Raw genomic sequence first — 20518 nt, 5'->3', positions numbered from 1 at the left:
TCAACTCCAAAATTTCTAGCCGCCGGATTTTAGCCGCCGGTCTTGCCGGCGGTCCCCTCATTTAGGGAATCATCTTCATTCTGCGAGGGGTCGGCACTTGCGGCGCGTTCGCGCGCCTGCAGCTTCCGCCGCTTCAGGTTTTCGCGCAGCGCCGACTTCAGCCGGTCGTCCCGGGACGACCTCGCCGGTCTCGAATCCTGCCTCGTGCTCTTGTCGTTCTCGTCAGCCATCACCGGTCCATTACAGCGGTCGGCGATAACATGCCCCATGAACGTGGCAGCTCAAGAGGCCCGCGCGATCCGATCGTGCGAAACTCCAAAATGAGGCGAATCCGGTCGCCCGGCCAGCTGGCCAGTTGGGTGGGGAAATCGGAACCCGAATCGACGGAACATCGGCGGTTTCAAGCAAAAACGGGCATTTTGGCCCCGATATCGGCCCGATTTTCTCGTTTTGGCGGAGCTAGCAAGCTTGCACAGGAGGGGGGCTTGTGGCAGATATCGGCCCGCTTGGTAGGTCCCTCGTGGCGGCCGATTCTAGATCCCAGCACATGCTGCCGTAGCTCAGTGGTAGAGCACTCCATTGGTAATGGAGAGGTCGACAGTTCAATCCTGTCTGGCAGCACCATTTCCTTCAGCAAATCGACTTCTTCTGTCTTTCAGTTGACCCCGTAGAACCTTTTGCGAGGCGCTCGAGGGGCAGGACGTATCGTCCGCCCCTCTCCGGTTCTCGCGAGGATCAAGCTCCGCTCCAACCAGGTTATTGTTTGGGCATGATCCTTTCGGAAAACCGCTGCGCACTTTTCCGGATCATGCCTTAGAAGCCGAAGCCGACGCCGCCGGCTGCCAGATGATGGGACGTGCCGCCGAAGCTGGCCGTCCACGGACTGGTCGGTGCATGAACGGGATTCACGGTGGAACCAAAAACCTGATTCACATCGCCGACATACAAATAGCGGTACTCGCCAAACAAATAAGCGCCGCTGTTGCCGAGGGCGAAACGCGCACCGGCTTTTGCCTGTGCGGCAAAGGTCCAGGCTGACGAGTCGGGGCGCGCGTTGAAGTGGTTGATACCGGGCTCGGCCGGGTCGGTCTGGGTGGACGTGGCGCCGTCGATGGAGACATTGGCGGCTCCGATCCCGCCGCCGATATAGGGCGTGATGCCTTGATAGGGCGTGTTGAAGCCGACAACCATGTTCGCCAGAAGCACCGTGGTGCGGGTCGGGAAAGTATTATCGAAGGTGCGTTCAGCAATCCGATCTGTGGGGTTCACCAGCGTCGCACGCGGCTGGTTGCCTGCCAGATAGAAACCTTCGATCTCCAAGGCAGGCCGCACATACGCGCCATACGACCATTCATAACCGAGATGCGCGCCGCCGAACCCGACGCCGCCACTGCTGGTCCGCCCCGTGGCATCGACGGCCAGCGGGCCTCCCGCGGCCTCCAGGAAAAAGACGGTGCCCAATTGGCTGACGTCGGTGCCGCTGCGACTGCCGCCGCCGCCGAAAACGCCGACATAGGCACCGCCGCCGGACGCCGGCAAGACCGCGGGCCCCTTGGTGTAACTCGCATAGGCCTGCGCGGGCGGGGTTGCCGCCACCGTCTCCTTCGCGGCGTCGCGTCCGGCCGGCCTGGCTGCCGGTGCAGCCGCCTCTCTCGGAGTCGCCGTGCGCCGCTCCGCTTTCGCCTGCCTCAATTCGGCGCGCAGCTCGGAAATGGTCTGCTGCTGCTCTTTCAGCATGCGAAACAGTTCGGCGTTGGATGGAATGTCCTCGGCATGGGCGGCGCCCGCCGTCATCAAGCCCGCAGCCACGATAAGATATTTATGCGCTGTCATTTGATACCCGCCCTGGTTGCGAATCATCTGCCGACACTATGGGACGAGGTCAGGACAACGCAAAGATATCGCGTCCGCGGATGCGACCGTTTGAGGCACGTCAGCTGGAGATGTCCAACGCCGTGGATTTTGAGCGACACGCGCCCGCGTCTCCATCAATCCTGTCTGGCAGCACGACACTCAAATCGCGCATGAAGCGGCATTCTCGCGGCTCGAAACGCCCGAGTTTTGCTCGTTTCCTTGACCCTCCTTCCGTGAAGAGGGCGCAGGGAAGACCGGGTGCCGGCTGGCACCCATGATCCGCTGCGCGAAGAATTTGCACACGCAAATGCGCAGGCGGAACAACAGGTGGGCCGGAAAACACCCGGCCTTCCCTGCGCGATGGGTTGACGGCGTATACGCGCTCTCCCCGGAGCCGAGTTCCTTCTGGCCTCCGTCACCTTGCGAATTGGCGATGCCCCAAGACCCCGTTGGGCCTGGAAGCATCTCCGCAAGGCTTGACCGTAGCAACGACGGTCAGGACCACACGGTTTTGCCGTACGCAGCTTCACCTTGCTTCGCCCAAAGGGCTTCGCAAGGCGTTGGCGCCGTTCGTCCGCACGCGGCACGACCTCACGAGGTTCATCTCGCCCTGGTCCCGCCTTCGCGTGCCCGACGCAGCTGCGTCCACCGCACCCCGATCCACGTTCGTTACGACGTACGATCGCCCCTCTCCGAGGACCGGGATGGCGAGAGAATGCCGCAATTCCGAATTTCGGTAAAGCGGAATATTTTTGCGATCGGGGATTGACGGGATTTTGCATGGGCCAAGTGTTTTGCCCGACGGGCAAATGGCCCGCGCGTATCAGCTTTCGACCCTTGCCGGCGTCGCACGCGCCGCGCCACTCCATCCCGGGTTCCATCGAGCCATTCTGCTGACGCAATCTCTGTCTTAGTCGGTGACAACGTAAAACACTGCGTGAGGACCACTCCGGTTCGCACAACGGTTCCGTAGCCAAGGGGTTGGCTCGAATCCGCAAGAGATTGGCGCAAGTTCATGAACGCTTCCGCGTTCGCTTGACCACGCTTGCGGGATCGGGAACCGGACGTTCGAAAAAAATCACAGGAGTTATGATGCTGTTCCGCTCGAGCGCCGCAATTTGCGGCGCCCTGGTTGCGCTTGCCGTTTCTGTTACCGTTGCGCGAAGTGAAGTGAGTGGCGTTCACTCGAGCGCCGTCGTGGATGCCGCTTCTGGGGAGGCGATCGTTGGCGCAGCATCCATGTACAATCCGTTCAAGCCCGGCAAGGAAGAGGGCGGTCCGAACACAGCCTCCGGCGAGCGCTATGATCCCTCTGTCTGGGCGGCCGCCATCAAGACGAATTTGCGCCGGAAGTTCGGTGGGGTCCAATTTGGCGCAAGGCCGAAATATGCCCTCGTCGAGGCCGTCGGCAAGAAGGTCATCGTCAAGATCAATGACGTGGGGCCATTAAGGCCTGGCCGCATCATTGACCTCAACGAGCGGACGATGCGCCATTTCGATCCAAGCCTGGAGCTCGGAGTCATTGATGACGTCAGAGTTCGCCCGCTTTCAGGGGACTATTGGATTCCGGGACCGGTGGGCTGAGCGTCCCCGCGCGAAGCGACGAAAATCCATTTCTGTCTGGACTTCGGCGATCAGGGTGCGAACCTGTTGTGCTCAGCGGCAGTGTTTCGCATTTTGACCCTGAACGGACATTCGACCGGCATCTGCCATTGCGTGATTGGCTGACCGCCGCCGTTGACCCAACCGCGGCATTGTAGGGCCAGATTCACCGGAATGCAGGACACCTTCAATGTGATAGAGTTGCTCCGCCAAGGCAGCGTACCTTTTGGGGGCAGCCGAAAATGACGACGTTGGTGTCCACCGCGAGCGACTCGATCATCAGCTCTTCAGGTATCGGGGCGCGATTCAAGCCGTTCGATCATCACGGCATGTATGAATTTTTCGAGCGCGCCCGTGCCGAGGAGCCAGTGTTCTTCTGCCCGGAGATCAACTACTGGGTCGTGACGACGCGGGAGGATGTTCTGCTCCTTCTGCGGGATGCGACCAGTTTCTCAGCCGACATCGCGTTGGCTCCGGTCACACCCCTGGCGCCCGAAGCCTTGGCCATCCTGAAGGCTGGCATGGGCGCGGAGCCGACACAGGTCAATTGCGATCCGCCCAAACACGACCGTATTCGGCGGGTCGCTGGGCGCTTCCTGAATGCCAGACGTTTCGAGACGCTGGTGCCCGACATACGTCGACTGGCGCGCGAGGCCATCGGCGCCCTCGAGGGTCGCGCCGAAGTCGATCTCGTTGCCGACCTTGTGTACGAGCTTCCGGCGCGAGTCCTCTTCCTGCTGATGGGTATTCCGGCCGAAGATGCACCGCGCATCAAGCGCTGGGCGGGCTACCGCATACTAATGACTTTCGGGGATCTTTCACCGGAGGAGCAACGGCGCGGCGCCGAGGACATGGTGGCCTACTGGCGCTACTGCGTCGCGCTGGTCAATGACCGCCTGCGCCGCCCGGAAAGCGACTATGCAAGCTTCCTGATTGCGCACCGCGGGGAAGTTGAACCGGAGCTGTCCGACAACGAGATCACCTCGCTGATGTTCGGATTGCTGCTGGCAGGACACGAGTCCACCACCAACCTCTCCGCCAACGCGCTCCTGGCACTGCTCAGCCACCGCCCGAGCTGGCAGGCGATCTGCAGCGACACCTCGCTGATTCCTGGCGCCGTCGAAGAAGTGCTGCGCTTTAGCACCTCGATCGTGTGCTGGCGGCGGAGGACCCGAGCGGCGACGGTACTGCAGGGAGTGACCATTCCCGCCAACGCCAATGTTCTGCTTGCCCTCGGTGCGGCCAACGACGATGCGAAGCTGTTCCCCGAGCCCGAACGCTTCGACATCAGACGGCCGAATGCGAGCGAGCATGTATCCTTTGGCAGGGGGACGCACTTTTGCATCGGTGCGCCCTTGGCCCGGCTGCAGCTTATGGTGCTGCTCGAGGAGATCGTCAGGCGTTATCCCACGCTTGCGCTGGTGGAGGACCAGCCAATCGAATACACCCGGACCATTGCCTTCCGCGGTCCCAAGCGCTTGATGGCCCGCCTTGGCAGCTGATCGCGGCCCCTGAGCGGGCTATCCGAGGCTTCCGTCGAGGCTCGACCGTGGATGACGTCAGGGGATGCGCCATATGGTTCTGCCAATGACCTTTCGAACGACGGAGCTCGGAACTACGGCGCGCCGCTTGCCTTCGCACCGATCGTCGTGCCCGCAACGCGAGCACGATCCGGCTCATCGTAAAGTCTAGAAAGCCCTTCATTGCACCGACGAATGACAGGTGCCATTTGGCACTCGGTGCCTAAACGAAGGGCGGCTGCATAGTGAGTCTCGGCGCCGACGACCGATCCAAGAGCTGACAAGGCTTCAGCCAATGCCACCGTCGCCCATGCTTCGTTCCCTCTCTCTTCGTACAAACCAGCCACTTCGATGGCTCGCTCGGAGAGCCGAACGGCTTCGTCGAGGCGACCCGCAAGATGATTTGCTTCGGCGAACCGTGCAAGTTCAAGAGCGTGGTTTACGAAGATGCCGCTGGTCGTTGTACGATGTATAGCCTGCTGAAAAAGGTCAAACGCCTCCTCAAACAAGCCCAACTGGGCCAGGACGTAGCCTAGATTCAGACAGATGTTGGTTGACCAAGCGAAGAACTCCCATTTCCGGCACAATGAGAGACTAGTCCGCAAGGTGACCTCCGCCTCCGCAGGGCGCCCGGCAAGAGCGAGAGCGAAACCTTCACTTAAATGTGCGATTGTTCTGCACAGCGGCAAGTTTACTTCATCGGCCAGGCTACGCATCACGCGCGCCACTGCCACCGACTCATCAGCATGTCCTTGTTGAGATAGTGCCCAAATGAGCCAAGCCCGATAGAAGATGACTGAGGGCCCTGGTGTTCCTGCCCACGCCAAAGGATCGCGCGACTCCAAATCTTGAATCAGCTTCCGGAGCGTAGCAACGGAGTTGGCATAGTCGCCCCGCGAATAAGCAGCTTGCGCCCCGAAATATTGTGCCGCGCGCGTCAGGCTTCTGTCTCCGTCGGCAAACTCCAATGCACGGGCTGCCGATAGCATGCTCGCACCAGGCCGACCCACAAGCTGCAAATCCCGAGCAACATAAGCGGTCGCCCATCCGAGCCGTTGCCGATCTCCCAACTCTACCGCAAGTTTCTCTGCTGCCGTGGAGTTGGCCAGGCTTCTTTCGATGCCTGCGGTGGGAAAAAGCGTATTACGCAGCTCGAAGCGCAAATCAATTTCGCTCCGCAGTCGATCCGACGAATGCGGCAGGTGTCTGCACGCAGTGATTCCATGATCGAAGAGCCGTGATGCTTCGACATAGGCGGATCGGCCGGCAGCCCGGCGACCAGCTATGACCGCAGCCTTGAGCAGTTCCTCCCAAACCTCCCCAAGCGCGGCGTGATAAACGATCATCTCGGCGTGTTCATCGAGGCGGTCAGGATGTATTCTCAACAGCGCCGCCACAATTTGGCTGTGCAGATCGCGGCGCTGCCCTCGTGGAAGTCTCGAGTATGCGACTTCCTGGATTAGAGCATGTGCAAAGCTGGCTTCGTCCGTGTCGGACTGCTGAAGCGTTCCAGAACCGCATAACGAATGCAGGCTTCGATGAAAACTCGCGTCCGAGCTGGAATCGAGAATGGCGCGGAGTATTTGAAGGGAGAACCGGTTTCCCAGCGCAGAAGCAGCTGTTACAATCCGTTTGTGTTCGGCATCCAGCCGATCCAAACGAGCAGCAATGACCGCTTGAATCGTTAGCGGAATTTCAGGCTGATGGGTATGCCCGGCATTGTCGGAAATGTCAGTCGCCAATACGTTGCGAGCTAGCTCTTCCAGGAAAAATGGATTTCCGGCAGACCGCGCCACCAGTCTCTGGCGCAACCAATGATCAGCAACGCCCGGGAATGCCTCTCGCATCAATCGTTGCGTATCGCTAGACGAGAGAGCTGCAAGAGAGATTACGCTTGTGGCCTGACCGGTCATCGTTGGAGCGAAATCCGGCCTGTTGGTTGCCAGAAGCAACAGCCTGCAACCAGATGATGGAGCAAAGTCGAGAAGCTTTCGACTTTGCTCGTCACCCCACTGCAAATCCTCCAACAATAATACGACGGGCCGGCGTCCACTGATCGCGTCAAATAAAGTCCGCACAGTGTCACGCAAAGCGTCGCCTCGATGTAGTGGATCCAATTCATTCCACGCGGCGGCATCTTCACCCAACGGCAGCGCCAGAAGCGACAGAACAGCACCTAAATGAACCGTGCCATCGCCAATCTCGGCTACTTGCTTTCGAATGCCATCGGCTGACGCAGATGGCTCAATGCTTGGATCGATTCCAAAAGTTGAGCGAAGCACGGAGCCGATGAGTTGATACGGCACGTTCCGCCCGTATGAAACGGCATCTGCCTCAACGATTCGCCAGCCACCTGCCTGAAGCTGTTTGGTAAACTCCCAAGCGAGGCGGGACTTACCTACTCCTGCCTCACCGGTGATTGAAACTGCGGCGGACGAGCCGGCGAGAACACGCGCGGCGATCTTGTTTAGTTCATCGAGCTCGCTATCGCGCCCAACGAGCGGGCTCAGGCCCCGCGATACCGCTTCACTAAATCTGGAAGTGCCATGATGCACTCCTGTCAAAACAAACACATCCTGCTGATTGCTGAAACCTCGCAATGCTTTCTGCCCCAACGAGGTAAACTCAACGGAGGGCCCCGCGGCCGCTCGCGTGCTTGCATCACAAAGTGTGGTGCCCGGATTCGCCATTGCCTGGAGCCGCGACGCGAGGTGAAGCGTCGCTCCAAAAGCGCCATAGACGCCTGCTATGCTAATTCCAGTCGTGCTCAAGAATGTAAGACCTGAGGCGAGGCCCACACGTAGCGACATGCGCTGTTCCGATGAAACAGCTGCCTCGTGCATACGCAATGCCGCGCAACAGGCGCGCAACGCGTAATCCTCCTGACTTTGCGGTGCACCAAATAGCGCCAGCACGCCATCGCCGCGCAATTGGTTCACGATCCCTCCGAATGCCTGTACGGCATCCAACATCAACGTCACGGTCGGGTTGAGAATCGCTTCTGCGTCATCGGGGGATAGGCCTGCGACAAGGTTCGTTGAATTGACGATGTCTGCAAACAGTACCGTAACATGCTTGAGTTCTCCCTCTCGATCTGAATGAGAGGTCTCTCCCGGACGCAATGGAGCACCGCAGGCATCGCAAAAGCGCGCCCCCGCTCGGGCAGGGTTCGCGCATCGTGGGCAAGAACAAGGCTCTGGCGATGGGGTATTGGACATTCCTCCGCCCCTTTGGCCTCTTTGAGTTCAGTCTAATCTGCAGACGATGATTACTCTCATCCTGGACCGGCGTACTTGCTTCCGGTGACCGCCTTCTTCGCTTTTCCAACCGAGTCAGCGATGACGTCCTCGAAGGGCATGATCGAAACGAGTTCGACGCTCTTAATTCCTGGCTGCGTCGACAGCGCGATCCTGAAGGCCTGCGCAGAGTTCCGCTCTTGAAAAGCGAGAACGGCGAAGAGGTCGTCACGCCCGAATATTCCAAACTTTTCCAGTACGACGTGCTGCAACTGCTCGTTGCGATAGGGCGCCCTTTCATAGAAATGAAACGAAGCGAACGATCCGCCAAGCGAGGCTATGAGATCGCGGACTGGCCCTAACCTCTCATCGAAGGTGGGTGCCTTTTGGACGATATCTTTCCAGCCCGTCGTCGAATATGAAAGCCTAAGAAGGTAATGCTCCATGAAGACCCCCGAATCTGACTGTTACTGTTTGGGTGCCGGATGTGAATGACGTCAGACGAACTGCATCGACGAGCGTCGTTGCCGCCGCGCAACACTGAAAAATTGAGCGGCTTCTAATACCGAACCAACTGGATTGTGCCATCTCCCTTGACTGCAGGTCTCTCGCGCCTTCTTGGGCCGATTAGAATGAGAGCTTTCCAGCTAGGCTCATGACTCCGCGCTACAAGCCGGATTGAAGGATGATTGGCTTGCAGGGGCGGTGATCAGGCGAGCGAGATTAGCCACAAAAGCATCCTGAGCCAAGCGATGATGATGGGCAGGGCGTGAAAGATAAGCAGCAGTCATGCGCAGAATAGTGTGGGGGTGCCAATCACGGCCAACACGCCATCAGGTACACCCGGCAAAGCACCCTCACCAGGCTGGGGGCAATGAGGAGCGGATTCTCATTCGTTTCGGCGGCATCGATTGCGTCAATCAGCCGACGATCCGCCCGAGAAGTCGACCGTAGCCTGGATCCGCATGGAACTGCCGCCCCAAGAGGATGCTCTCCAGGGCCGACCAAATTGATGAAAAACACGCGGCTCGCTGCGTCGCATGATTTGCCACGTCAGCTGACGATGGTGGCCGGACATCGGCCGCGCAGCTCCACAACCGTCGCTTGTGATCCGGAGCTGACGTATCTTCAACCCGCTTAAGCCGGGCTGTTCTCTTGTGACCAATGTCACAGAGCAAGCATTTGCTTTTCGTCATGCTCTGTCTAATCTTTCAGACCGCATTCCGGGGGGACTGCTGTGAGTCGTTTTGGTCCTTTTGCATTATTAATATTCGCCGTCTTGCTTGCCTGCGGTCCGGCCCATGCCGAGAAGCGCGTGGCGCTCGTCATCGGCAATTCCGCCTACAAGAGCGTCCCCCGGCTCACCAACCCGGCGAACGACGCCACCCTGGTCGGCGGCATGTTCAAGAGGGCGGGGTTCGACGATGTCGATGTCAGGCTCGACCTCAACGCCGCCGACATGCGCCGGTCGCTGCGCGAGTTCGCGGGCCGGACCCGCGATGCCCAAGTTGCCGTCATCTACTATGCCGGACACGGCATCGAGCTCGACGGCACGAACTATTTGATCCCCACGGATGCTGCGCTGGAAACGGACGGCGACGTGCTCGACGAGACCGTGGCGCTCGACCGGGCGCTGTTTGCCGTGGAGCCTGCCAAGCAGCTTCGCTTGGTCATTCTGGACGCCTGCCGGGACAATCCGTTCGCCAAGACGATGAAGCGCACGGTCGCTTCCCGCGCCGTTGGCCGGGGTCTCGCCAAGATCGAGCCGACCAGCCCGAACACCATGATTGCCTTCGCCGCGAAGGCGGGCTCGACTGCGTCAGACGGCGACTCCAAAAATAGTCCGTTCGCGGCGGCCCTGGTCGAGCGGCTGCCGACGCCGGGGCTCGATCTGCGCAAGGCCTTTGGCTTTGTCCGCGACGATGTCTTGAAGAACACCGGCTACAAGCAGGAGCCCTATGTCTACGGCTCGCTCGGCGGCGACGACGTGCCGCTGGTCACAGCGAAACCGGTCGCGACCGGGCCGCAGGCAAGCCCCGACAGCGAAATCCGGCGCGACTACGAGCTGGCGCTNCAGCTTGGCACGCGTGAAGGATGGACTGCCTTCCTCAACCGCTTTCCGAGNGGCTTCTACACCGATCTCGCCAAGGGCCAGTTGAACAAGATCGCCGCCGAAGAAACCCGCACTGTAGCCGCAGANAAGGCGCGGCAGGCNGANGANGAGAAGGCGCGGCTCGTCGCGGACCGCGCCAAGAAGGCCGAGCAGGACAAGGCGGCNGCCGCCGCCAAGGCCGCCGAGGATGCCCGGCTCGCGGCCGAGAAGGNCAAGCAGGTCGAGGAAGCNAAGGCGGCCGCNGCCGAGCAACGCAGGAAGGATGCCGAGGCCGCCGTNGCNAAGGCGCTGGCCGACAAGCAGGCNGCCGAGAAGGCGCTCGCCGACAAGATCGCGAACGACAAGGCNGCNNCCGAGCAGGCNGCAAAGCNGGCGACNGAGAAGGCTCAGCGTGACGGCGAGCNGAAGGTCGCNGCAGTTGCCCCAACGCAATCGGCGCCCNGCCTCTCGCCGCAGGAGACNGCCAAACTGNTGCAGTCNGANCTCCGTCGCGTCGGGTGCCTGACGGGTGCAGCGGACGGAGAATGGAACGCCGCCGCGCAGCGCTCGCTGACGCTGTTCAACAAGCATGCCGGGACGAAGTTCGACACCAAGCTGGCGAGCTTCGACGCTCTCGATGCGATCAAGGGCAAGCAAGGACGTGTCTGTCCGCTGGTCTGCGACCGCGGCTTCAAAGCTGATGGCGATAGCTGCGTCAAGATCACTTGCCGCGCAGGCTATCGGGTCAACGACGACAACGAGTGCGAGAAGGTCCAGGACAAGAAGCCGGTCGCAACCCGCGAGGATGCCAAGCCGCGAGACGACGAGAGAAAGAAAACCGAGTCCGCGCCCTCGAAACCGCAGGCGACAGGTCGTATGTTTTGTAACAACGCGGGTTGTCGTCCCCTTCGGCCGGGGTGTCGTATCGAAGGTGCAAATCCCCGTGCGGGCTACGCTGGCGCAGAAATCTGCAACTGAGGACGAGTGACGGGCGAGGAAGAAACCTTCGGTACATGAAGCTGCCGGCTCGACGCCAAGCTCGCGAGCTTCGATGCGTTGGACCGTTAGCCGCGGATGCAATCGTCCCGGATTGCGCGTCGCTCCATCCGCGCCACGAATTTCGCCAAAAAGTAAAGGAGCGAACTGCGCGGCATCGCGGAGAAGCACATTCATCGCGCAGAGGGTTCCTCTTCGCCCACCTCGTGTCCGGTGAGGCGATCGTCGGAGCGGCGCAGCCGCCGGCAAAGCTCGCGATTGATGTTCTGCAGGACGATCACATAGGCGTGGATATCGGCCTTGTAGCACGCGTAGAGCTTTTGCGCCGTCAGCTCGTACAGCACCGTCGGACTCTCCGCGACCACCGTGGCGGAGCGATTTTGCATTTCAATCAGCGACATCTCGCCGAAGAAGTCGCCGAGCCCCAGAATGGAAATCGGAATGACGCTCCTCGAATTCGCCCGCTTGCTCACCGTCAGCCGACCGGATTTGACGATGAACATCGAGCGTCCCGGCTCGCCTTCCGCCACGACGGTCGCGCCGGCATCAAAGCGGCGCTCGACCAGCATCGAAATCAGGAGGTCGAGGCTTGGGTCCGGGAGACCGCCGAAGAACGGCGTCGCGAGCAGGAACGCTTTCAGCTCGGGGGCACTGACAACCATCGCGAAAGGATACGCCGCGTCGCGATCTGCGGCAAGCAGAGCGCACACAGGCGATGACGACGCCCAACGAGCTTGAATCAACGTGCTTGAATAAAGACGTCTGTAAATCGCGATCAATCGCGCGTGGCTTACCGCGGCGCAATGCCCTCGCCGCGCAACGTCCTTCGCCTTCGCCACACCTGCAGGTCAACCATGACTTTCACGGTTGCCGCGAGGACGAGCGCGCAGAGCGCCGCCTTCGAGATCGTCTCCATCGTCCCCTCGATCAGCAGGCAATGGACCACGCTGCCGGCGACGATGACGATCGCGAGAGGCATGTGAACGAAGCGCCAGGTTCGCGGTCGCAGTCCCAATCGCCGGCGCAGCGCGGCCAGAAGCGCAACAATGAAGATGGCCCACATGGCGGTCACGCCAAAGGGGGAGAACGGCGTCGGCGATGAGAAGGTCAGCGCGTCGATCATGTCGGGCGGGCTGGTGATCCAGAGGCCGGCGACGTGGATCACCACCGCCAGAGCAAGCGCGCCGCCGATCCAGTGATGGGCACGCCGTCCGCGATAGGCCGACAGTCCCGGCAGGTATCCGCCAATCAGCAGGGGCTGAACCAGCACGAGGCCGAGGGCGATGATCCCCGCAAACCCGGCGAGAATGTAGACCGGACCGCGCCATGCGAGCTGCTCGCTTCCCGCAGCCTTGGCGATCGGCACGCCGATGGCCAAAGCAAGGGCGACCCAGATCAGGGGCGCCCGGGCCGATCTCCACCCCTTCATTTGCAACGCGGTCAGGCCGGCTGAAGGACGAAATGCGCTTCCAGGCTGGTTTCCCTTGCGCTCCGCATCACCGGCCGCAGAAAGACGGTTTTGAACTCGCCGCTGTCATAGGCGAGGTGACCATGCGGCTGGCCGAAGATGGGAATGATCTGCGGCATCTCGAGCCGGAACTTGCCGTCCTTGTCGGTAAGCGTGGCGCCATGACTCTGCGGCTCGTGCTCCTGCCCTTCGGTCGTGTGCGCCCAGATCTGGATGCGCTGCCCGGCGAGTGGAGCCCCGTCGCCGGCGCGGCGGACGGTGCCGCTCATCCAGAAGCCGCCCTTGCCGATCCGGTCCACGATCGCCGCGCCCTTGCGGTAGTTGTTCGCCCCGCCCGACATCGACTCGGTCGGTGCGAGACCGTCCGCGCGGGCCGGCAACAGGAGTCCGGGAACCCCGCTTGCCAAAACCCCGGTTGCCAGGACGGAGCCGCCGACGGCGAGGAGGTTTCGGCGGTTGAGTACGACCATGGTCATGTCCATTCCTCCTGGCGCCCGTACAATGGCTCCGGCAAGAGTACAACAACAGGCACCGAACGCCCAGTTGGGACAAAGGGCGCAACAGGTCGCAATAACAGTGTTGTGAACGGAGGCGCGGGCCGCTCAGACAGCTCCGTAGGATGGGTAGAGCGACGCGAAACCCATCGAGGCCTTGCTCGATGACGAAACATGATGGGTTTCGCAAGTGCTCTACCCATCCTACGCGCTATTCAGCCACGCTTGCCCTGTTGTCGTTCAAGGCGGAGCCTTTGTGCTCTCATACGTTTTATCTCTTCATTGAGAGCGTCAGTTTTTTCATCAAGGCGTGAATTCTCTGATTTCGGCTCGTCGCGCTGACGTATCTTTTCGAGCGCTTTCTCAACCGAGAGCTTGGTCGGATCGGCCATCATACCTCTCCAGAAAGGGAATCGAAGCAACCAACGTCGGAAGTGAAAATGAAGCCAAGTCTTGAATGTTGACGTAAGTCAAACCTGCGCTGAAAGTCCGCTGGGTCAAAAAGCGCAATCTGGGCAGTTCGCCGGTCACCCACGACAATTCCGAATGGCATCGTTGCGTCCGTATCTGGGGGACCGTGCGACGCTAACATTCGGACCTGGACAGCACTACATGTGGGCTTCCGCCGCATGTCTCCCTCCATTCGGACCCCGACGCATGATCCCCTTCTCCGTGCTCGACCTCGCGCCCATCCGCCAGGGTGGCGATGCGGCGCAGGCGTTCCGCAATTCACTCGATCTCGCCCGGCATGCGGAGGCCTGGGGCTACAAGCGGTTTTGGCTGGCCGAACATCACAACATGACGGGGATCGCCAGTGCCGCAACGTCGGTGGTGATCGGGCATGTCGCGGGCGGCACGAAGACGATCCGCGTCGGCTCCGGCGGCGTCATGCTGCCGAACCACTCGCCGCTGGTCATCGCCGAGCAGTTCGGCACGCTGGAGTCGCTCTATCCGGGGCGGATCGATCTCGGGCTCGGGCGGGCGCCGGGCACCGACCAGTTCACCGCACGGGCGCTGCGGCGCGATCTCGCCACCACTTCCGAGAATTTTCCGCATGACGTGCTGGAGTTGCAGGCGCTGCTCGGCGACGTCCAGCCGAACCAGGCGATCCGCGCCGTGCCCGGCATGGGGACCAAGGTGCCGCTGTGGATCCTGGGATCGAGCACCTTCGGCGCGCAGCTTGCGGCGATGCTCGGCCTGCCCTTCGCCTTCGCCTCGCATTTCGCGCCGCAGATGATGATGCCGGCGCTGCGCGAGTATCGCGCGCGCTTCGAGCCGTCGGCGCAGCTCGACAAGCCCCATGCGATGGTCGGCGTCAACGTGTTCGCCGCCGACAGCGACGCCGAGGCGCAGCGCATGTTCTCATCGCTCCAGCAGCAGTTCATCAATCTGCGCCGCGGCACGCCCGGCCCGCTGCCGCCGCCGGTCGACGACATGGACGCGCTGTGGTCGCCGGCCGAGAAGGCCGGCGTGGCGCAAGCGCTGTCCTGCTCCGCGGTCGGCTCGCCTGAAGTGGTCGAGCAGAAGCTGACGACGCTGATCGCCGAGACCGGCGCCGACGAGCTGATGACCACGGGCCAGATCTACGACCACGCCGCGCGGCTGCGCTCGTTCGAGATTGCGGCTGAGGTGCGTGACAGGCTGGCGGCGCAGCCGGCCCGGTGATCACAGCGGGCCGGACGTCGGCGATGCCCTCCCGAGCGTGGCAAATTCGCGCAGATTGCAGCGACGGCATTGACGTCCTATACTCGGTGCCTGGGAGGGTAGCGTAGCGCCGATCCCTCAAAGCCTGATCGTAGGCGGCCGATGGACGTGGTCCGCAGTCGAGCATTCGATTTCGTCGAGACGGTGCGGCAGCTTCCGGATGTCGCGAGCATCCTGGATGCGATGAGCCGCACGCTCCGCCAGCACGGCTTCGACTATTACTGCACTTCCTATGTCGCCCCGCTGTCGACCGAAGTACCGCGCGAGGCCGTTCTCGCCGAACGGTTGCCGGCCGGCTTTCTCGATATGTATTCCGAGGCGCAGTATGTGTGGCACGATCCCGCGCTGCGTTATTGCAGGACAACGCTTCAGCCGTTTCGCTGGTTCAGGGAAGCGCCGTACGATCCGGAACGGGAGCCGCGCGCCGTCGAGCTCGTGCGACGCGCCCGCGACTTCGGCATGGTGGATGGCGTGGTGATCCCTGTCATCTCGCCAGCGGGCCGCAACGGCCAGGTGTGGTTCGGCGGCGCCGAGATCGATCTGCCGGAGCGCGATCTCCCCGCGCTCCACCTCATGGCGCTTTACGCCTTCGACCGGGTGCTGAAGCTGCGCGGCCTGCCCGAGGCTCCGCAGCTCGTACTGTCCTCGCGTGAGCGCGAGGTGCTGACGCTCGCGGCCGTCGGGCGATCCAGCGACGAGATCGCCGACGCCTTGACCATCACGGTACGCACCGTGAAGGCGCACATCAAGAGCTGCTGCAAGAAGCTCGGCGCCGCCACCCGCACGCAGGCCGTGATGATTGCCATGCGCGACCGGATCATCTCGCCCTGAGCGAGAATGGCCCGATCGCGACGGGAGCCGATCAGTCGGCAAACCCGAACAGCTTTGCCGGATTGTGCACCAGAATCTTCTCCAGCGTCACCTGGTCGGGCGCGTAGCGGTACATCAGCTCGAGCAGGTCCGCGTCGTTTGGCGGCTGCTTGACGGAGACCGGATGCGGCCAGTCGCTGGCCCAGACGCAGCGGTCGACGGCTGCCTCGATATAGGCGCGCGCGATCGGGATCACGTCGTCGTAGGGCGGGCCGGCCTTCGAGGTCTTCTCGCCGAGCGACAGCATGACCCAGAAATTGCCCTTGGCGAGCAGCTCCCGCATCTTGCGCAGGTTCGGATCGTTCCTGCCGGCTTGCGGATCGGGCCGGGCCATGTGGTCGATCAGCACGGGCACGTCGAGATTCTCGTACTTGGCGACACTGGAGACGATACCGTCCTTCTCGGGCTGGATCTTGACGTACCAGCCGAGCTCGCGAATGCGGGCGATGGCGCGGGCGAAATCGGCGTCCGACAGCACCGCGCCGAGCTCCTGGCGGAAGCTGAAGCGCGCGCCGCGCACGCCGGCGTCGTGGAGCTTGGAGAGATAGGCGTCGCTCGCCTCCGCGAACACCAGCGCATTGGCGCAGCCGCGATAATTCGGGCCCATCGCGGCGAGGCCGTCGAGCACGACGGAATGATCGGCGCCATAGGTCGTGGTCTGCACGATGATGCCGCGCTCGATGCCGAGCGCCTTGTGCATCCACAGCGCCGCTTCCCAGGTCGCGGTCGGCATCCGGTAGGCCGCACCGGGGCGCTCCGGATATTTGTCGATGGGGCCCAGCACGTGAAACTGGCTGTCGATGGTCTTCGGTGGCGGCGCCTTGACCGGGCGGCGCGGGTTCGGGTCGAACGGCAGATAGGTCGGCATGCGCTGGCTCCTTCAGTCGATCACGGCGGTGAAGTCGCACTGCACCAGCGCGCCGCCGTCCATGTTGTCCATCGGCAGCGCGTGGCGCGCCGGGCGCGAATGCTCGTCGGGAAACATTTTCAGCCACTCGACATTCACGGGTGCGCGCTGCGAGCGGTCCTTCAGCCACACCGTCATCTTGATGATGTCGTCGGTGGTGCCGCCAGCGGCCTCCACCGTCGCCTTCATGTGCGCGAACATGTTGGCGCATTGCGCGTCCAAGCTCTCGGGCATGGCGCCGGCCGCATCGCGGCCGAGGATGACGCCCGACATCACGAGATTGCCGATGCGGCAGGCGTTCGGAATCGGGTTGGCGTGCTTGAAGCCGCCGATATGGATGCTCTTGCGCCGTGTCATGGTGCGCTCCCTCTTCTGTGTTGGTTCAGACGAACTGGCACGACACCGAGCCGAACGCGCCATAGTCGGCGTGGAAGGTGTCGCCGCGGCGGATGTCCACCGGACGCGTGAACGATCCCGCCAGCACCACCTCGCCGGCCTTGAGATATTCGTCATGCGGCGCGAGGCGATTGGCGAGCCAGGCGATGCCGTTGGCCGGATGGTTGAGCACGCCGGCGGCAAGCCCGGTCTCCTCGACCTCGCCGTTGCGGAACAAGAGCGCGCCGATCCAGCGCAGATCCGCATCCATCGGGCGGAACGGCCGGCCACCGAGCACCAGTGCCGCGTTCGCCGCGTTGTCCGAGATCGTGTCCATGACCTTGCGGGTCTTGCCGGTCTCGGGATCGACGCGATGCATGCGCGTCTCCAGGATTTCGAGTGCCGGCGTGACGTAGTCGGTGGCGTTGAGCACGTCGAAGATGGTGCAGTCGGGCCCGCGCAGCGGCGCCTTCAGCACGAAGGCGAGCTCCACCTCGATGCGCGGCGCATGGAAGCGATCGAACGGGATGGGCGTCGCGTCGGCATAGAACATGTCGGCGAACAGCACGCCGTAGTCGGGCTCGGAGATGCCGACCGCGTTCTGCATCGCCTTCGAGGTCAGGCCGATCTTGTGGCCCTTGACGACGCGGCCGCGGCCGAGCTGGAGCTTTGTCCAGGCGCGCTGGATGGCGTAGGCGTCCTCGATGCTGAAATCGGCATACTCTTTCGAGAACATCGGGATCAGCGCCTTGGTGCGCTCGGCCTCGTCGAGGCGCGCGGCAAGGCGTTCGATCGTGGCGGCATCCAGCATGGTCTATTGCTCCGCGGCCACGGTGTTGCGCAGCACGCCGATGCGGCTCGATTCGACCTCGACGACGTCGCCGACTTTCAGCCAGCGCGGCGGGTCGAAGCGCGCGCCCGCCCCGGTCGGCGTGCCCGTCACGATCATGTCGCCGGGCTTCAGAGTGGCGAAGGTGGATAGATAGGAGATCAGGAAATCGAACGGGAACATCAGCCGCTCGGTGGTGTCCTGCTGCCGCACCTCGCCGTTGACGCGGGTGATGATGTCATGAGGCCCGCGCGGATCGAGCTCGTCAGCCGTGACGATCCATGGGCCGATGCTGCCGGAGCGGTCGAAATTCTTGCCTTGCGTGACGTTGAACTTGCCGTGGCGCAGCCAGTCGCGGATCGTGCCCTCGTTGCACAGCGTCATGCCGAAGATGTGCGCGAAGGCCTTCTCGCGCGGGATGTGACGGCCGCCCTGCCCGATCACGATGACGAGCTCGCCTTCGTAGTCGAGCTGATCCGAGACGGTGGGCTTCTCCAGCGGCTGGCCGGAGCCTGTCATCGAGGACATGCTGCGCACGAACAGGCTCGGATATTTGGGCAGGTCCGAATTGTCTTTATATTCGGCGTTGCGCTCGGCGTAGTTGACGCCGATGCACCAGAGCTTCTCCGGCGCCAGCACCGGCGGCAGCAGGACGAGATCATCGAGCGCGTAATCCGGCTTCTGATCGGCAATCGCTTCCTGCGCTTCCACCAGCGCATTGGCGGCGATCAGCGCCCTCACGTCGGAGAAGTCGCGGCCGATCCGCCTGGTCAGATCGACCACGCCGCCCGCGACAGCCGCACCGTAGCGAAGCTCGCCGTCCAGGAGATAGCTCAGGAGTCGCATTGTCGTTTTCTCCAATGGTCTTTGGGCACTAGGGCCGGCGCGATGCGCCGCGCGCTCAGTCGGTCGATTTGGGAGTCTGGAACACGGTGTTCAGTGTCACGATTTCGTCGAGGCGGGCGTAGCGGGGACCGCCGATGCGCGCGATCGGGTCGAGCGCTCTGGTCTCGACCTTGCCGTTTTCCACGAGGCCGTCGCGAATGTGGAACATCACGACCTCACCGACGATCAGGCGGCTGCGGGCGTCGCCGAATTCGAGGCACTGCCGGAACACGCATTCCATCGCGACCGGCGCGGCCGCGAGCCGCGGCACCTTGATGCGCTCGCTCGCGAGTGTTTCGAGGCCGAGCTCGGCGACCTCGCTGACTTCGGGCGGATGCTCGATCGAGCTGTCGTGCACCGCTGACATCAGCGGGGTATCGGCGATGTGGATCACATATTCCTCGGTATCGAGGATGTTGTGCGCGGTGTCCTTGTAGTCGGCGCCCTTGCGGCCGACGCTGATCGCCAGCATCGGCGGCTTCTGCGAGACGAAGGTGAAGGCGCTGAAGGGCGCGAGGTTGAGCACGCCGGAGCGCGACAGGCTCGTCACCCAGGCGATCGGGCGCGGCACCACGATGCCGGTCATCAGCCGGTAGATGCGCTCCGCGCCGAGCTCGCTGGGATCGATCCGCATCGCTCAGTCCGCCTTGATGTTGGCCTTGCGCACGACCGGAATCCACTTGGCGTCCTCGCGCTCGAGATAGGCCCTGAACTCGACCGGCGTCATCGGGGTGGATTCTCCGCCGAGCTTCTCGAACTTGTCGATCACGCCGGGGTCTTTCAGGATCGCAACCAGCGTCTCGTGCAGCTTGTCGACAACAGGCGCCGGCGTGCCGGCGGGCGCGAACAGGCCCGTAAAGGTCTGGCCGTCGAAATCCTTGTAGCCGAGCTCGGCAAAGGTCGGGACGTCAGGCAGCGACTTCAGCCGGTGCGGGCTGGTGACCGCGAGCGCGCGGAACAGGCCGGCCTTGATGTGCTGGAGGCTGACCGTGAGCTGGTCGAACGCGAACTGCACCTGCCCGCCGAGCAGATCGTTGATGGCCGGCGCGTTGCCGCGGTAATGCGCGGTGACCCATTGCAGCTCGAGGCTGGATTGCATCAGCTCGCTGAGCAGATGGTTGGTGGTGCCAGGGCCGGGCGAAGCCATCGTCAGCTTGCCGGGCTCACGCTTGGCGAGGTCGATGAATTCCTTGAAATTGTTGGCCTGGACGGAGGGATGCACCTCGAGCACCAGCGGCGTCATCGAGATGGTCGAGATGGGCAGAAAATCCTTCTTCCAGCTATAAGCATCGCGCTTGTTGATTTCGGTCGCGAACAGCACCGGGCCGTTGGCGCCGACGAACAGGGTGTAGCCGTCGGGCGCCGATTTCGCGAAAGCCTCGCCCGCAATCATGCCGCCGGCGCCGGCCTTGTTCTCGATGATGAAGGGCTGGCCGAGCTTTTCCTGGAGTTTGTCGGCGATGATGCGCGCGGCGCTGTCGACATTGCCGCCGGCCGGATAGGGCACGATCAGCTTGACGCTGCGCGCCGGCCACTGCTGAGCCGATGCGGGCCCCGCCAGCATTGCGGCTGCGGCAGCTATGGCAATCGCGATTAATCTCATGTTAACCTCCCGGCGGCGCTTCCAATTCACTTCGAACGCCTTGACGTTGCGCACGGCGCTCGATCGCCGCGCAATCTCCAGAT

Annotated in this window: 19 protein-coding genes and 1 tRNA gene; 6 read left to right on the top strand and 14 right to left on the bottom strand. The window is 62.5% G+C overall.

Annotated elements, in window-relative coordinates:
* Window positions 1-29 precede the first annotated feature (29 nt).
* The gene (locus A3M7_RS0102255) at window positions 30-230 is read right to left on the bottom strand and encodes a hypothetical protein (protein WP_027542459.1); all 201 of its coding nucleotides are present in this window, start codon (window positions 228-230) and stop codon (window positions 30-32) included.
* 319 nt (window positions 231-549) lie between these two features.
* Between A3M7_RS0102255 and A3M7_RS0102250 the strand changes: the two genes are divergently transcribed.
* A tRNA-Thr gene (locus A3M7_RS0102250) sits at window positions 550-624 on the top strand.
* Window positions 625-813: 189 nt separating this feature from the next.
* On the opposite strand, the gene A3M7_RS0102245 is transcribed toward A3M7_RS0102250, so the two are convergent.
* Complete coding sequence (locus A3M7_RS0102245) at window positions 814-1860, bottom strand: outer membrane protein (protein ID WP_245284185.1); 1047 nt, start codon at window positions 1858-1860, stop codon at window positions 814-816.
* 1083 nt (window positions 1861-2943) lie between these two features.
* Between A3M7_RS0102245 and A3M7_RS0102240 the strand changes: the two genes are divergently transcribed.
* Window positions 2944-3438 (top strand): septal ring lytic transglycosylase RlpA family protein, encoded by a 495-nt coding sequence (locus A3M7_RS0102240; RefSeq protein WP_198033683.1) that lies wholly within the window; start codon window positions 2944-2946, stop codon window positions 3436-3438.
* Between the two features lie 260 nt (window positions 3439-3698).
* Window positions 3699-4958: a cytochrome P450 gene (locus A3M7_RS0102235; protein ID WP_049823169.1), complete on the top strand. Its 1260-nt coding sequence runs from the start codon at window positions 3699-3701 to the stop codon at window positions 4956-4958.
* A 113-nt stretch (window positions 4959-5071) separates the two neighbouring features.
* Here the strand turns inward: A3M7_RS0102235 and A3M7_RS46035 are convergent, their stop codons facing one another.
* Both A3M7_RS46035 and A3M7_RS0102225 read right to left on the bottom strand, forming a co-directional pair.
* Window positions 5072-8194 (bottom strand): AAA family ATPase, encoded by a 3123-nt coding sequence (locus A3M7_RS46035; RefSeq protein WP_084301506.1) that lies wholly within the window; start codon window positions 8192-8194, stop codon window positions 5072-5074.
* Between the two features lie 56 nt (window positions 8195-8250).
* Window positions 8251-8658, bottom strand: coding sequence for a hypothetical protein (locus A3M7_RS0102225; RefSeq protein ID WP_027542454.1), 408 nt, complete (start codon window positions 8656-8658; stop codon window positions 8251-8253).
* A gap of 791 nt (window positions 8659-9449) precedes the next feature.
* Here A3M7_RS0102225 and A3M7_RS0102220 point away from each other — a divergent pair.
* Window positions 9450-11282, top strand: coding sequence for a caspase family protein (locus A3M7_RS0102220; RefSeq protein ID WP_049823168.1), 1833 nt, complete (start codon window positions 9450-9452; stop codon window positions 11280-11282).
* A 191-nt stretch (window positions 11283-11473) separates the two neighbouring features.
* Here A3M7_RS0102220 and A3M7_RS0102210 read toward each other — a convergent pair whose 3' ends face one another.
* The 4 genes from A3M7_RS0102210 to A3M7_RS49430 all read right to left on the bottom strand — a co-directional run bounded on the left by A3M7_RS0102210 (window position 11474) and on the right by A3M7_RS49430 (window position 13654).
* Window positions 11474-11962, bottom strand: a complete 489-nt coding sequence (locus A3M7_RS0102210) for a cyclic nucleotide-binding domain-containing protein (RefSeq protein WP_027542452.1) — start codon at window positions 11960-11962, stop codon at window positions 11474-11476.
* A gap of 128 nt (window positions 11963-12090) precedes the next feature.
* Window positions 12091-12729 carry a ferric reductase-like transmembrane domain-containing protein gene (locus tag A3M7_RS0102205; RefSeq protein WP_027542451.1) on the bottom strand — a complete coding sequence of 213 codons (639 nt, stop codon included), beginning with the start codon at window positions 12727-12729 and terminating at the stop codon, window positions 12091-12093.
* An 11-nt stretch (window positions 12730-12740) separates the two neighbouring features.
* Window positions 12741-13244 carry a twin-arginine translocation pathway signal gene (locus A3M7_RS0102200; protein ID WP_027542450.1) on the bottom strand — a complete coding sequence of 168 codons (504 nt, stop codon included), beginning with the start codon at window positions 13242-13244 and terminating at the stop codon, window positions 12741-12743.
* A 233-nt stretch (window positions 13245-13477) separates the two neighbouring features.
* Complete coding sequence (locus tag A3M7_RS49430; RefSeq protein ID WP_192859540.1) at window positions 13478-13654, bottom strand: hypothetical protein; 177 nt, start codon at window positions 13652-13654, stop codon at window positions 13478-13480.
* Window positions 13655-13919: 265 nt separating this feature from the next.
* Between A3M7_RS49430 and A3M7_RS0102195 the strand changes: the two genes are divergently transcribed.
* Entirely contained in the window at window positions 13920-14927 is a 1008-nt protein-coding gene (locus A3M7_RS0102195) for an LLM class flavin-dependent oxidoreductase (RefSeq protein WP_027542449.1), read from the top strand.
* A 141-nt stretch (window positions 14928-15068) separates the two neighbouring features.
* Window positions 15069-15797 carry a LuxR family transcriptional regulator gene (locus A3M7_RS0102190; RefSeq protein WP_027542448.1) on the top strand — a complete coding sequence of 243 codons (729 nt, stop codon included), beginning with the start codon at window positions 15069-15071 and terminating at the stop codon, window positions 15795-15797.
* Between the two features lie 31 nt (window positions 15798-15828).
* Here the strand turns inward: A3M7_RS0102190 and A3M7_RS0102185 are convergent, their stop codons facing one another.
* From A3M7_RS0102185 to A3M7_RS0102160, 6 genes are read right to left on the bottom strand one after another with little or no spacing between them, the layout of a single operon-like run.
* A complete protein-coding gene (locus A3M7_RS0102185) occupies window positions 15829-16704 on the bottom strand; it encodes an amidohydrolase (protein ID WP_027542447.1) in 876 nt (291 codons plus the stop codon).
* Between the two features lie 12 nt (window positions 16705-16716).
* Entirely contained in the window at window positions 16717-17100 is a 384-nt protein-coding gene (locus A3M7_RS0102180; protein ID WP_027542446.1) for a RidA family protein, read from the bottom strand.
* A 25-nt stretch (window positions 17101-17125) separates the two neighbouring features.
* Complete coding sequence (hpaH, locus tag A3M7_RS0102175; RefSeq protein ID WP_027542445.1) at window positions 17126-17929, bottom strand: 2-oxo-hept-4-ene-1,7-dioate hydratase; 804 nt, start codon at window positions 17927-17929, stop codon at window positions 17126-17128.
* A gap of 3 nt (window positions 17930-17932) precedes the next feature.
* Window positions 17933-18793 carry a fumarylacetoacetate hydrolase family protein gene (locus A3M7_RS0102170; protein WP_027542444.1) on the bottom strand — a complete coding sequence of 287 codons (861 nt, stop codon included), beginning with the start codon at window positions 18791-18793 and terminating at the stop codon, window positions 17933-17935.
* A gap of 55 nt (window positions 18794-18848) precedes the next feature.
* On the bottom strand, window positions 18849-19466 hold the full coding sequence (locus A3M7_RS0102165; protein ID WP_027542443.1) for a flavin reductase family protein: 618 nt from the start codon (window positions 19464-19466) through the stop codon (window positions 18849-18851).
* A gap of 3 nt (window positions 19467-19469) precedes the next feature.
* A complete protein-coding gene (locus A3M7_RS0102160; RefSeq protein ID WP_027542442.1) occupies window positions 19470-20435 on the bottom strand; it encodes a tripartite tricarboxylate transporter substrate binding protein in 966 nt (321 codons plus the stop codon).
* Window positions 20436-20518: the final 83 nt, after the last annotated feature.

Source organism: Bradyrhizobium sp. WSM2254 (genome assembly GCF_000472645.1).
Taxonomy (GTDB): Bacteria; Pseudomonadota; Alphaproteobacteria; order Rhizobiales; family Xanthobacteraceae; genus Bradyrhizobium; species Bradyrhizobium niftali.
The sequence above is the reverse complement of the archived record's forward strand: the minus strand, read 5'-3'. Positions and strand labels throughout refer to the sequence as shown.